This window comes from Planctomycetota bacterium (assembly GCA_021414025.1).
In the GTDB taxonomy this organism is placed as follows: domain Bacteria; phylum Planctomycetota; class Phycisphaerae; order Phycisphaerales; family SM1A02; genus SYAC01.
Genome location: JAIOPG010000008.1, coordinates 147,056 through 159,640 on the forward strand (window position 1 = coordinate 147,056; position 12,585 = coordinate 159,640).

Here is a 12,585-nt window from a genome sequence, read left to right on the forward strand (position 1 = left end):
GGCAAAATTCCGTCGTGGCACTTACACTACGGGTCTCCCAGGAGACCCCATGAAAAACACGCAGATCCAGACCATCGTCATCGCCTCACTCGTCGCTTTCGGACTCGGCTCCTTCGCCTGGGGCGTCAGCCGTCCGGCGGCTCCGGCCCAGCCCACCCGCATCGGCAGCATCAACCTGGCCAAGGTGCTGGACAAGCTGCAGGAAAAGGCCGACTGGGAGGTGCAGCTCACCGCCCTGCAGAACCAGATGCGCGATGAAGCCGACAGCCGCAAGAAGAAACTGGAGGCGGAGATCAAGCAGGCCGAGGCCGCGACCTCCGACGACGAAAAGCAGCGGATCGCCGAGCAGGTGGTGCTGGAGCAGCTCCAGCTGGAGCAGTGGGCGGCGCTCAAGGGCGGCGAACTTGATCGCGAGAACAGCCTGATGTGGCAGAGCATCTACCGCAACCTCCGCGACGAGAGCGCCAAACTCGCCGAGAGCGAGGGCTACGACTACATCATCGTCAACGACGGCACCAATGACATCGTCACCAGCCGCGAGGTCAAGGCGCCGCTGGCCCAGCAGGTGCTGGAGCAGATCGGGCGCCGGCACATCGTCTTCGCCAGCCCCACCACCGACGTCAGCGACAAGCTGATCGTGCGCATGAACAACACCCGCGCCGCCGCGCCCGCCGCGGTCGGCCCGGCCAAGAAATAGTTTCGATTCCCGTTCCACCGCCGAGACCCCGTCACCCACTTTTGGAGAAACCGCATGCGTCGCTTGTCCGCACTTCCCGTCGTCCTGTTCGTCGCGCTCGCCTCCCTCTCGCTGTGGGCGTTCAACGCCTACGAGAAACCCACCGTCATCGCCACCGTCGACCTGGAGCGCCTCTACACCGGCCTGGACGAGCACAAGGCGGGCGAGAAGCGCCTGGAGGAGACCGCCAAGGAGCTCAACGCCAAGAACGAGAAGCTGGGCCAGGGCGTGCAATCGCTGCAGGCCGAGCTGGAGAATTTCAAGGCCGACACCCCGGGCTTCTACGAGACCACCAAGAAGATCGAGGAGGCCATCGGCAACTTCAAGGCTTTCGACGACTTCTCGCGGCGCAAGTTCGAGATGGAGAAGTCGCGACTCATCCGCGACACCTACCAGTCGATCAAGTCGTCGCTGGGGGACATCTGCAAGGCACAGCAGATCGACGCCGTCTTCCTCGACGATGCCACGCCGCCCTTCGACGCCAAGGACACCCGGCCGATCATGCAGCAGATCTCCGGACGCCGCATGCTGTGGATCAATCCCGCCATCGACATCACCGACGTCGTGATCAAGAAGATGAACGAGAATTTCTCCAAGAGACAAGGGAAGTAACCCACCGTTGGCGTTGAAACCCCGAACAAGCTCTGAACTCGCGGCGCTGGTGGGCGGCGCGCTGGAAGGCGACGGGTCGATCGCCTTCACGGGGCTCTCCTCGCTCGCCGACGCTTCGGAGCACGAAGCCACCTTCATTTCCAGCGACGCCCACGCCAAGCATTGGCCCCGGAGCCGCGCCCGCATCGCCATCGTGGGCCGTCGAGTCCAGGCCGGGCTCGACGCCGGGGAGAAGCGAGCGTTGATTCGCGTCGACAACGCCGACCTCGCTGTGGCCAAGGTGCTGGAGATTTTCTCCCCCGCACCCTCGTTGCCGGCGATGGGAGTCCATCCCTCCGCAGTCGTCGATCCCGGCGCGGTGATGGGAAAGGAAGTTCGCATCGGTCCGCTCGCCAGCGTCGCGGCACAGGCTCGCGTCGGCGACGGCTGCGTTCTGCACGCGGGTGCCCGCATCGGCGCCCAGGCGACGCTCGGCAAGCATTGCGTCATCCACTCCAACGCATTGGTTGACGAGCGCTGCGTGCTCGGCGACCGCGTGGTCATCCACGCTTCGGCGGTGATCGGAAGCGAGGGCTTCGGCTACCGGCCCGCCGCGGACGGCAAGAGCCTGGTCCGCATTCCACACACCGGCAACGTGGTGCTTGAGGACGATGTCGAGATCGGGGCCAACACCTGCGTCGACCGGGCCAAGTTCGGCTCGACGCGCGTCGGTCAGGGAACAAAAATCGACAATTTGTGCCAGATCGCCCATGGTTGCCGCATCGGCCGGATGACCGTCATCGCCGGTCTGACCGGATTGGCGGGAAGCGTGACCGTGGGCGATGGAGTGCAGATTGGCGGCCATTGCGGCGTGGCCGATCACAAAACCATCGGCGACGGCGCCCGCCTGGCGGCCAAAAGCGCTGTCATGGACAACGTTCCGGCGGGGGCGGCTTGGGGCGGGATTCCGGCCCACGACCTGCGCAGCGAATTGCGTGTGATCGCCGCGATCCGTAAATTGCCTGAATGGTCACGGAAATTTCGCAAACTCCTCGAGGATCCGGCGAAGGGATCATGAAGCCTTCGGCCCCCACCGCCGTGCCCTCCGGTCCTTTGCGGGGAACCACGGCCGACCCGCAGCACACGCTGGCGCGCACCGCCACCGTGCGCGGCAAGGGCCTGATGCTCGGCGAGGAGGCCGTGCTTGAAATCACGCCGGCGCCGCCGGGAACCGGGATCATCTTCGAGCGCGTCGACCTCGATCCGCCCGTGACCATTCCCGCCCTGGTGACGCACGTGCTGCCGCGGCCGCGGCGCACCACGCTGCGCGGCGGCGACGCCACCATCGACACGGTCGAGCACTGCATGAGCGCGCTGGCCGGCCTGCGCGTGGACAACGCGATCCTGCGCCTGCGCGGCCCCGAGTTGCCCTGCGGCGACGGCAGCGCACTTCCCTTCGTGCTGCCCATCGTCGAGGCCGGCCTGGTGGAGCAGGACGCCGCCCGCCGGGTCTTCCGCCTTCGCGATCCGATCGTCGTCGAGGACGCCGACTCCATGATCGCCGCGCTGCCGCGCGACAGCGAAGGCATGGAGATTTCCTACGACCTGGACTACGGCGCGGTGGAGCAGCGCATTCCTCGGCAGACCAAGGTCTTCGACCCGCTGCGCAGCGACTACGCCACCGACATCGCCCCGGCCCGCACCTTCAGCCTGCAGGAAGAGGCCGAGGCGATCTGGGCCTCGGGGCTCTGTCGCCATCTCTCGGTGCGCGACGCGCTGGTGATCGGCGACAACGGGCCGATCGAGAATACTTTTCGCTTCAGCGACGAGCCGGTGCGGCACAAGCTGCTCGATGTGCTGGGCGACCTCTATCTGGCGGGCCGGCCCGTGCAATGTCGGATCGTCGCCTACCGCAGCGGCCACGGACTCAACCGACAGATGTGCCAGCGCCTGCTGCGGACCATGAAGGCCGCAGACCTGGCCGAGAGCCTGGTCGCGGGTCAAGCGCTGGACGCCCGCGCCATCCAGAAGATCCTGCCGCACCGCTACCCCATGCTGCTGGTGGACCGCGTGGTTGAGATCGACTCGAACCGCCGCGCCGTGGGTGTGAAGAACGTCACCATGAACGAGCCCTTCTTCCAGGGCCACTATCCCGGCACACCCATCATGCCCGGGGTGCTCATCGTGGAGGCCATGGCCCAGCTGGGCGGTTTGCTTTTGAGCCAGACTCTGGAGCATTCGGGCCGCGTCGCCATGCTTTTAAGCCTGGACCGGGTGAAACTGCGAAAACCCGTGGTTCCGGGCGACCAACTGGTGATCGAGGTCGAAACCGTGCGGGCCAACGCCCGGACCGCCTCCCTGAAATGCAAGGCCACCGTGGGCGGGAAATCCGCTGCGGAGGCTGAAATTCGCTTTATGATGGTCGATTCCACCGAAGCCTGATCTTTTTTTGACGCTCCATTCTTTATGACGAAAATCCATCCCACCGCCATCATCGATCCTTCGGTCAAGCTCGCCTCCGGAGTCACGGTCGGACCCTGGTGCGTCATCGGCCCCGACTGCGAAATCGGAGAGGACAGCGAGCTGGTGAGCCACGTGCACATGGACCGCTCCACGCGCCTCGGCCGCGAGAACGTGCTCCACCCCTTCACGATCGTCGGCGGCCCGCCGCAGGACAAGAAGTTCGCCGGCGAGCGCACCACGCTCGAGATCGGCGACCGCAACCAGATCCGCGAGTTCGCCTCCATCCACCGCGGCACCGGCAACGGCGGCGGCATCACGAAAATCGGCAGCGACAACCTGGTCATGGGCTGCGTGCACATCGCCCACGACTGCCGGGTCGGCAACCACGTCATCTTGGCCAACAACGCCATGCTCGCGGGCCACGTCACGGTGTGCGACTACGTCAACGTGGGCGGCGGCTGCGGCCTGCACCACTTCGTGCGGCTGGGCACCTGCGCATTCCTGGGCGCCATGGCGCGGGTCAGCAAGGACGTGCCCCCCTACATGATCGCCGAGGGCAATCCCGCCGAGATGCGCGGGCACAACGCCATCGCCATGAAGCGGCGCGGATTCTCCGACGCGGAAGTCGACTCCATGAAGGAAGCCTACAAGCGGCTCTTCCGCGATCGCGGCGGCAACATCGTCGAGAAGGTGGCGAAATTGCGGGCGGAATTCCCCGATTTCACCAGCATCGCCGAGGTCTGCGACGCGGTGCTCGAGGCCGGCGAGGGAACGCATGGCCGCGCCCAGGAGGCGCTGCGCCCCGACGACAAGCGCTCGCATCCGTCGGTCGCCGCCTCCACGGTTCAGAAACACTAAACCCCGAAGGCCCGCCATGAGTTCAGCCAAGAAAGACGAGCGCCTGCAGGAGCAGATGGAGAACGCCGAGGCCGCCCTGAAGAAGGGCAAGTGGTTCGAGGCCGAGCGGCTGGCGCAGCGGGCCATGGAGATGGCGCGGCGCACGGAGGACTTCGGTTCCATGGCGCGGATCTGCCTTCCGCTGCAGGAGGCACGCCGGCAGCGCGTGCAGGCGGCGCTGGACCTGAAGAAGATCCGAATCCTGCATTCCGGCAACATGGACGAGATCAAGATCGAATCCGGCAGCTACCTGCTCATGCCCATGGTGCTGGTGGGCGCCGACGCGCGGCGGCTGCGGCTGGCGGCGCTGCGCGAGGAAAAGCCGGTGACCGTGCTCTGCTGCGAGCCGCCGAATCTGCGCGGCAAGTGGCCGGTGGTCGCCATCGGCGCGGCGACGGTCCGCGCCTACCTGGATCCGCCTGAGAATCCCAAGAAGCCGAGCATGAAGTGGTATGTCGGCGCCATGGAGGCGCTGGGCAACGCGGGCCTCTCGGGGAGCCACGTGGACACCGGCATGGATCTGGATCGCCAGATCGACGCGGTCCTGTCGCTGCTGGACGCGGTTCCCGACCATGAGCGCCTGCACCAGGTGCTGGCGGAAATGTGCCGCGAGGCTGAAAAAGGCTTCGAGCGAAGCGAGACTCCGGCGCTGTCGGAACTCGACGCGGAGCTGGCCCTGGAAGAGGAAACCGACATCGACAAGGAAGGCAAGTAAGCCTCGATCGTGGAGCCACCCTCCGCAGACGCGCCTGCGCCTCGGGCCAGTCCTCAACTCCAGTCCAGACCCTCGGGAAGCGCCCGGCCCAGTCGACGCGCTCCGGCGGCCTCAATGACATAGGCATCCTCGATGCGCACTCCGCCGATCGACTTGGAATAGAGCCCGGGCTCGATGGTGATCACATCGCCCTCCACCAGCGCCGGGCCTCCGCGGTCGACCAGCGGCGGCTCGTGCACGTCAAGGCCCAGGCCATGCCCGGTGCCATGCACCATGCCGCACCAAGAATCGGGCGCGTCCATCGGGGGCGTGCCGCTGCTGAAGCCCTGCTCGTGGATCACCCGGAGGGTTTCCGCGTTCACGTCGCCGCACAGCGCGCCGACACGGGCGGCCTTCACCGCCGCGGCCTTCGCCGCAACGACAGCCTGGTGCATCTTGGCGGCCTGCGCCGGAACCTTTCCATGCACCAGGGTCCGGGTGCAGTCGCCCCAGTAGCCGCTGGCCTTGGACCTGGGAAAAATGTCCACCATCACCAGTTCACCGCTGCGCAGCACGCCCTCGCCGTCGTGGTGGCAGTCCGCCCCCTGCTTTCCGCCGGCGACAATCGACCGGGGATTTTCATACCCGCGGGCCGCGAAAAACTGGTCGATCGCGCCGCGCACCCGCTCGCTGGTCAGCGGCGCTCCCTCGTGGAGCAGCTCGCCTTTGGCGTTGACCGCCGCCCGCGCAATCATCCGGCATGCCAGTTCAATGGCGTCCTGGGTCATGCACTGCGCCTCGTGCATGGCCTGGCGCTCGGCGGAGTCCTTGCTGCGCCGCGCCGATTGAAAGAGCCCGGGGTCGCATCGCAGGGCGATGCCCGCGGCGCCCAGCTCGTGGGCGAAGAGCGCGGGAAAAGTCCGGTCGCACACGGCGCGCTTGACCTTGGCGCGGCGCAGGCATTCGGCCAGCGCCTGCGCGGTGGCGACATCGCGCTCCGCCGACTGGCCCGCCGCCGGCACGAAGTCCCCCGGCACCGCGAAGACATCCGCCCGCGCATGCTGCTTGGCGCGACCGAGCTCGATGTCGCGCACGATCAGGGTGCGCCGACGCCCACCGCCGGAGGTGGCCACCTCGGCGCAGGCCAGCGGATCGCCCACGCGGAAGCGCAGCTGGTGAAAGAGGGTCATGTTGGTGGTCGAAATGCCGCCCATCACGATGGCTTCGTCGTTGTCGATCATGGCCCCATCTTAATCGCGTTAATCGCGCGATAGTTTGCGATGGCGGATGCGCTTGGGGATGGTGTCGACGGTGGCCCCGGTGCGCTTGCGGTGGTCCGCTTCGTATTCGCTCCAGCCGCCGGGATAGAAAAAGACCTTGCTGTCGCCTTCGAAGGCCAGGATGTGGGTGGCCACGCGGTCCAGGAACCAGCGGTCGTGGCTGATGCAGAGCACGGTGCCCGCGAAATTCTGCACGGCCTCCTCCAGCGCCCGCATGGTGTTCACGTCGATGTCATTGGTCGGTTCATCCAGCAGAATCACGTTTGCGCCGCTGGTCAGCATCCGCGCCAGATGAACGCGGTTCCGCTCACCGCCCGAAAGCACGCCGACCAGTTTCTGCTGTTCCGTGCCGCTGAATCCGTAGCGGCTGACGTAGGCGCGGCTGTTCACCGTGGCGGTGCCCAGCTTGATCTCCTCGACGCCGCCGGAAATCGCCTGCCAGACGCTCTCCTTGTCGCTCAAGGTGTCGCGGGTCTGCTCCAGGTAGGCCAGCTTCACCGTCTCGCCGATCTTCAGGGTTCCGCCATCCGGCTTGTCCTGCCCGGTGATCATGCGGAAGAGCGTCGTCTTGCCGGCGCCGTTGGGGCCAACGATGCCGACCACTGCGCCGGGCGGAATCAGGAAGTTGGCGTCCTCCAGCAGCAGGTTGTCGCCGAAACTTTTGCTCAGGCCGATGGCCTCCACCACAACGGTGCCCAGCCGCGGCCCCGGCGGAATGTAGATCTCGATCTCCTTGATCTTGGCCTTGGCGTCCTCGTTGAGCATCTGCTCGTAACTCTGCACGCGGGCCTTGCTCTTGGATTGCCGGCCCTTGGGATTCTTGCGGATCCAATCCAACTCGCGTGCCAGCGCCCGTTGCCGCTGACCTTCCTGCTTCGATTCCAGAGCCAGCCGCTTTTCCTTCTGCTCCAGCCAGCCCGTGTAGTTGCCGCGGTAGGGAATGCCCTCGCCCCGGTCGAGCTCCAGGATCCAGGTGGCGACGTTGTCCAGGAAGTAACGGTCGTGCGTCACCGCGATCACGGTGCCCTTGTAGTTCTGCAGATGGTGCTCCAGCCAGTCCACGCTTTCCGCGTCAAGATGGTTGGTCGGCTCGTCCAGCAGCAGGATGTCGGGCTTTTTCAGCAGCAAGCGGCAAAGGGCCACGCGGCGCTTCTCGCCGCCGGAGCAGGTGTTCATGGGCTGGTCCGGAGGCGGGCAGCGCAAGGCCTCCATCGCCATCTCCAGTTGGTGGTCGATGGTCCAGGCGTCAAACTTCTCGAGCTGCTCCTGCACGACCGCGAGCCGGTCCAAGGTGCGCTGCATCGCCGCGTCGTCCAGCGACTCGGCCAGCTTCTCATTGAGGCGGTCATATTCGGCAAGCAGGTCGAAGGTCGCCTGGGCGCCTTCGCGGACAATCTCAATCGCGGTTCGCGTCTCGCCCAGAAGCGGCTCCTGCTCGAGGTAGCCCACCTCGTAGCCGTTGGCGCTCCAGACCTTGCCGTCGAAGACCTTGTCCACTCCGGCCATGATCTTGAGCAGCGTGCTCTTGCCCGACCCGTTCAAGCCCAGCACGCCGATCTTGGCGCCGAAGTAATAGGAGAGCGAGACATCCTTCAGGATGACCCGGCGGTCGATTTCCTTGGTGACTCCCGTCATCGAAAAGATGATCTGGGTGGTTTCGCTGCTGGTGGATGGAGCTGCCATGAATCGAGGCTTTGATCCTAGCGAATTCAATTTTTCAAAAATACCCCGGTGAAATGGCTTGTTTTTGACATTGATGTCCAATAACTTTTACGCCGCTTTGGTCAAATCAAGACTTTTGCCCTCCGCCGGAACAAACGGAAAAAAGGTTTTAACAATTTTCAAAATTCATTAACAATTATTTGCATCGCATAAAAGCCGGAGTAGGTTTCCTTCAACTCGGGATAAGGGCAGAACTGCGTGAGCAGTTTTGGTCGGTTCCCTGAAGTTTCTGAACAATTCCCTTTCACTCGTTCAGAGCCTCAATTTAACGCGTCCCCTTTTTCTAACTGTTGTATCAGTTAGAAGTGTTCTGAGTTCCCTTTTCGGAGTTTGTTCCCATGAAGATTTCCCTTTCACTTCTTTCTGTCGGCATGATTGCCGCAGCCGCTGGTGCCGGTAGCACAGATTTCTTTGATCACAGCGGCTCGGGTCTGCAGATGTCTGCAAGCCGCGCTTCCCGCAGTGAAGCCGTCACCACCCTCTTCTCCACAGACTTCAACAGTTACACAACTGGCGCTGTCTGCACGGACCTGACCGGTGGCACGATGGGTCAGGACAGCTGGTGGCAGGCCTCCTCCGGCACCTACAACGCCTTCGCCATCTCTGCTGCCACCTCCGGCAACAAGAAGATGCGGTCGAACTTCGGTTCAGCCGCTGCTGCTGCCACCAACTTCCTCTGGCAGGACAATGCCGGCGGCGGTTACACCCCCTTCACCACAGGCAAGGGTTTCGAGGCAGACTTCAATCTGACTCGCTTCTCCAACACCCTGACCGCGAAGAAGGGCCAGACCCAGCTCCGCACCTACGACGTGACCGGCACGCAGACCGCCACTGGTTTCATCTTTGACAATTACGCGACTGGAACTCAACCCTCCATCCGTGGACTTGCCTACCTGAACACCGGCACCGCTGCGACCACCGGCACCTACGCCTTCACACTCGCAACGGGTAGCGCGACGACCAGCATGGGCGTCGGCCATGACTACTACTGCGCGTATGACAGCTGCACCGGTTTCGTGTACTGGGGCTGGGACGTTGGTCTCGCCACCGAAACGAACTGGTTCTTTGATCCGCTCGGAGCGGGCTACATCTTGGCCACCGGCCAGGTCGTGAATGAGGCGGACTTCCTGTCCGTCCGCAACACGGCTACCACCGCTGGCTTCATGGATCTGGACAACGTTGCGTTCTACGCATACGACTGCCCGGCTCCAGGCGCCGCTGCACTGCTCGGCCTCGCTGGCCTCGCTGGCCGTCGTCGTCGCGCCTGAGTTACTTAGGACTCAGACACTCACTGATACTGTCACCTCAGAGAGCCCTCCGATTCGTCGGGGGGCTCTCTTCTTTTTTGCCATGGGTGCGAGCTTCGTGAACGAGGTGCTATCAGTCGCAGAGAAAACGCTCTGCGGAAAAGGTGGCACCAGTCGCTCAGACAACGCTCCGGGGCTCGCAGACTCGCCCCTGCGCTAAACTCGCTTTGTGGTGCCACCTTTTCCGCGACGCGGGATAGCGAACCCGCTTGGTGATAGCGCCTTGCCCGCTGCGTTCGATCCAGCCAAAACAGAAGAATCGCTTGGCTGCATCGCAATATGCTTCATTCTGCAGGGAGTAAGGGTTAAACTGGCAAAGCAAACTTGTTCCGTTCCCCTAAGTACCTGAACAATTCGCTACTCCGGAGCGTGCCGCATGAAGATTTCCCTTTCGCTTTTTTCGGTCGGCATGATTGCTGCTGCTGCCTCTGCCGGCAGCACAGATTTCTTTGATCACTCCGGTGTCGGTCTGCAGATGGGCACCCGCAGCGCTCGTAGCGAGGCCGTCACCTCCCTCTTCTCAGCGGACTTCAACAGCTACACCACTGGCGTTGTCTGCACCGATCGGACCGGTGGCACCATGGGCCAGGACAACTGGTGGCAGTTTAGTTCCGGCACCTACAACGCGTTCGCCATCTCGGCTGCCACTTCTGGCAACAAGAATTTGCGAGCCAGCTGGGGGACGTCCGGCACGAGTTCTGCATCTACAAACTGGCTTTGGCAGGACAATGCCGGCGGCGGTTACGCTCCGATCACGGGTTTCAACGGGGGCTTCGAGGCAGATTTCAACCTGACCCGCTTCTCCAACACCTTGTCGACCAAGAAGGGTCAGACCCAGTTTCGCACCTACGATGTGACTGTTACTCAGACCGCCACTGGTTTCATCTTTGACAACTACGCGACTGGAACTCAACCCTCCATCCGCGGACTTGCCTACCTGAACACCGGCACTGCTGCGACCACCGGCACTTACGCTTTCACACTCGCAACGGGTAGCGCCACGACCAGCATGGGCGTCGGCCATGACTACTACTGCGCGTATGAACGCTGGACCGGCTTCATCTACTGGGGCTGGGACGTTGGTCTGAGTACCGAGCAGGGCTTCTTTTTTGATCCTCAATCGAACGGATACATCCTCACCGACCAGATCATCAATGAGGCTGACTTCCTGTCCGTCCGCAACACGGCCACCTCCGCTGGCTTCATGGACATCGACAATGTTGGGTTCTTCGCATACGACGACATCCCCGCTCCAGGCGCCGCTGCTCTCCTCGGCTTGGCCGGTCTTGCCGGTCGCCGTCGACGCGCCTGATTCGTCGTTGACGGATGGGTCGTGGCGGACTACCCTGCGGAACTCAAGACTGCGGGGTAGAGCAGCCTGGTAGCTCGTCGGGCTCATAACCCGGAGGTCACTGGTTCAAATCCAGTCCCCGCTATTCGGATCTGGTCCAGGAAACTGGCCGATCCCAAGTTGAATGCGAATGCCTCGGCAAGAGCCGGGGCGTTTGTGTTTTTACAGCACTTTGCCGCGTGCCTCAACTCAAGGCTGGAGTTGGGACATCACAGGCGGGGATGGTCTGATTCGCGATAATCAGGCCATGCTCCTCCCCCTTGCCATCCTCGCGGTGCTGCTGATCCTTAATGGATTCTTTGCCATGGCCGAGCTGGCCATGATGACCTCGCGCCAGAGCCGCCTGCAACTGGCCGCCGCCAAGGGCAGCAGCGGCGCGGCCACCGCCCTGTCGCTTTCCCGGGAACCCACCCGCTTCCTTTCGACGGTGCAAGTCGGCATCACGCTCATCGGCATTCTCTCAGGCGCCTTTGGCGAAAGGGCGTTGTCGGGCGAACTTCAAATGCAGGTTGCGCGGGTTTCATGGCTCGCCGGCTACAGCGAGCCGATCTCGCTGGTGATCGTCGTCCTGGTCATCACCTATTTCTCGCTGGTGGTGGGCGAGCTGGTTCCCAAGCGCCTGGCCCTGGCCCATCCCGAGGCGATCGCTTCCTTCATCGCCAAGCCGCTCAATCTGCTCTCCAAGGTCGCGGCGTGGCCTGTCAGGGTGCTGACGCTCTCCACCGACGCGCTGCTCAAGGTTCTGCGGGTCAAGCAACGGGGTGACGACGATGTGTCGGAGGACGATGTGAAGGCGCTGGTGGCGCGGGCGGCGAGCACCGGCATCTTTGATCCCCTGGAGCACAAGCTCTTCCAGCGCGTTTTCCGCGTCGGCGACCTCACCGTCGAGTCGCTGATGGTCCCCCGCTCGGACATTGTCTGGATCGATGAGGACGAGCCGATCGCCGATGTCCGCGTGCTGGTGGGCACCAGCCCGCATTCTCACTTTCCGGTGTGCCGCCGCAAAATCGACCAGTTGATCGGGGTGATTCACATCAAGGACTTGATCACCTACGGCCTCCTGGCGGGGACGGACTTCAAGGTCGGCGTGGTGGCGCAGCAGCCCATGTTCATTCCCGGGACCATGCCCGCGCTCAATCTGCTGGACCAGTTCCAGCGCACCAAGACCCATGTGGCGTTCGTCGTCGATGAGTACGGCGGAACGCAGGGGCTCATCACGCTCAATGACGTCGTGCGCGCTGTGGTCGGCGACATTCCCCATCGAACCGAGGAGCCCGGGCCTGCGGGACAGCGCCGCGGCGATGGGTCATGGCTGCTCGACGGGTCGCTCCCATTGCATGAGATGGCGATCCTCTTGAATATCGCCCCCGAAGCCATGGCTGAATTCCCGGGCGTGAACACCGTCGCGGGCCTGGCCCTTGCTCAGCTGGGGCACATCCCCGTGCCCGGCGAGAAGGCGGTGTGGCGCGGATTCATGCTGGAAGTCGTGGACATGGACGGCACGCGCATCGACAAGGTGCTGGCGATGCCGCTCAAAGCGTAAG

The 12,585-nt window shown here is 63.7% G+C and carries 11 protein-coding genes and 1 tRNA gene; 10 read left to right on the forward strand and 2 right to left on the reverse strand.

Translation table 11 applies throughout. The annotated features are described in order from the left end of the window. The first annotated feature begins 49 nt into the window (after window positions 1–49). From K8R92_11695 to K8R92_11720, 6 genes are read left to right on the forward strand one after another with little or no spacing between them, the layout of a single operon-like run. A complete protein-coding gene (locus K8R92_11695) occupies window positions 50–697 on the forward strand; it encodes an OmpH family outer membrane protein (GenBank protein MCE9620553.1) in 648 nt (215 codons plus the stop codon). A gap of 54 nt (window positions 698–751) precedes the next feature. Next, window positions 752–1,348 carry an OmpH family outer membrane protein gene (locus tag K8R92_11700; protein MCE9620554.1) on the forward strand — a complete coding sequence of 199 codons (597 nt, stop codon included), beginning with the start codon at window positions 752–754 and terminating at the stop codon, window positions 1,346–1,348. Window positions 1,349–1,361: 13 nt separating this feature from the next. After that, complete coding sequence (lpxD, locus tag K8R92_11705; protein MCE9620555.1) at window positions 1,362–2,405, forward strand: UDP-3-O-(3-hydroxymyristoyl)glucosamine N-acyltransferase; 1,044 nt, start codon at window positions 1,362–1,364, stop codon at window positions 2,403–2,405. Beyond that, window positions 2,402–3,769, forward strand: coding sequence for a UDP-3-O-acyl-N-acetylglucosamine deacetylase (lpxC, locus tag K8R92_11710; protein ID MCE9620556.1), 1,368 nt, complete (start codon window positions 2,402–2,404; stop codon window positions 3,767–3,769). The genes lpxD and lpxC overlap by 4 nt, the downstream gene beginning before the upstream one ends. Before the next feature lie 24 nt (window positions 3,770–3,793). Then, a complete protein-coding gene (gene lpxA, locus K8R92_11715) occupies window positions 3,794–4,648 on the forward strand; it encodes an acyl-ACP--UDP-N-acetylglucosamine O-acyltransferase (GenBank protein MCE9620557.1) in 855 nt (284 codons plus the stop codon). Window positions 4,649–4,664: 16 nt separating this feature from the next. After that, a complete protein-coding gene (locus K8R92_11720) occupies window positions 4,665–5,402 on the forward strand; it encodes a hypothetical protein (protein MCE9620558.1) in 738 nt (245 codons plus the stop codon). A gap of 53 nt (window positions 5,403–5,455) precedes the next feature. Here the strand turns inward: K8R92_11720 and K8R92_11725 are convergent, their stop codons facing one another. Both K8R92_11725 and ettA read right to left on the reverse strand, forming a co-directional pair. Beyond that, complete coding sequence (locus K8R92_11725) at window positions 5,456–6,622, reverse strand: M24 family metallopeptidase (protein MCE9620559.1); 1,167 nt, start codon at window positions 6,620–6,622, stop codon at window positions 5,456–5,458. Window positions 6,623–6,640: 18 nt separating this feature from the next. Beyond that, window positions 6,641–8,344 carry an energy-dependent translational throttle protein EttA gene (ettA, locus tag K8R92_11730; protein MCE9620560.1) on the reverse strand — a complete coding sequence of 568 codons (1,704 nt, stop codon included), beginning with the start codon at window positions 8,342–8,344 and terminating at the stop codon, window positions 6,641–6,643. A 377-nt stretch (window positions 8,345–8,721) separates the two neighbouring features. Between ettA and K8R92_11735 the strand changes: the two genes are divergently transcribed. From K8R92_11735 to K8R92_11750, 4 genes are all read left to right on the forward strand, one after another. Continuing rightward, complete coding sequence (locus tag K8R92_11735) at window positions 8,722–9,651, forward strand: hypothetical protein (GenBank protein ID MCE9620561.1); 930 nt, start codon at window positions 8,722–8,724, stop codon at window positions 9,649–9,651. Window positions 9,652–10,066: 415 nt separating this feature from the next. Continuing rightward, window positions 10,067–11,002: a hypothetical protein gene (locus K8R92_11740; GenBank protein MCE9620562.1), complete on the forward strand. Its 936-nt coding sequence runs from the start codon at window positions 10,067–10,069 to the stop codon at window positions 11,000–11,002. A 50-nt stretch (window positions 11,003–11,052) separates the two neighbouring features. After that, window positions 11,053–11,126, forward strand: a tRNA-Met gene (locus K8R92_11745). Between the two features lie 162 nt (window positions 11,127–11,288). Beyond that, window positions 11,289–12,584 (forward strand): hemolysin family protein, encoded by a 1,296-nt coding sequence (locus tag K8R92_11750; protein MCE9620563.1) that lies wholly within the window; start codon window positions 11,289–11,291, stop codon window positions 12,582–12,584. Window position 12,585: the final 1 nt, after the last annotated feature.

What these genes read in the sequence shown, in the direction of transcription:
- lpxA (MCE9620557.1), top strand. Translation starts at nt 3,794, where the DNA reads ATGACGAAAATCCATCCCACCGCCATCATCGATCCTTCGGTCAAGCTC.
- K8R92_11735 (MCE9620561.1), top strand. Translation starts at nt 8,722, where the DNA reads ATGAAGATTTCCCTTTCACTTCTTTCTGTCGGCATGATTGCCGCAGCC.
- lpxC (MCE9620556.1), top strand. Translation starts at nt 2,402, where the DNA reads ATGAAGCCTTCGGCCCCCACCGCCGTGCCCTCCGGTCCTTTGCGGGGA.
- K8R92_11740 (MCE9620562.1), top strand. Translation starts at nt 10,067, where the DNA reads ATGAAGATTTCCCTTTCGCTTTTTTCGGTCGGCATGATTGCTGCTGCT.
- K8R92_11720 (MCE9620558.1), top strand. Translation starts at nt 4,665, where the DNA reads ATGAGTTCAGCCAAGAAAGACGAGCGCCTGCAGGAGCAGATGGAGAAC.
- ettA (MCE9620560.1), bottom strand. Translation starts at nt 8,344, where the DNA reads ATGGCAGCTCCATCCACCAGCAGCGAAACCACCCAGATCATCTTTTCG.
- K8R92_11700 (MCE9620554.1), top strand. Translation starts at nt 752, where the DNA reads ATGCGTCGCTTGTCCGCACTTCCCGTCGTCCTGTTCGTCGCGCTCGCC.
- K8R92_11725 (MCE9620559.1), bottom strand. Translation starts at nt 6,622, where the DNA reads ATGATCGACAACGACGAAGCCATCGTGATGGGCGGCATTTCGACCACC.
- K8R92_11695 (MCE9620553.1), top strand. Translation starts at nt 50, where the DNA reads ATGAAAAACACGCAGATCCAGACCATCGTCATCGCCTCACTCGTCGCT.
- K8R92_11750 (MCE9620563.1), top strand. Translation starts at nt 11,289, where the DNA reads ATGCTCCTCCCCCTTGCCATCCTCGCGGTGCTGCTGATCCTTAATGGA.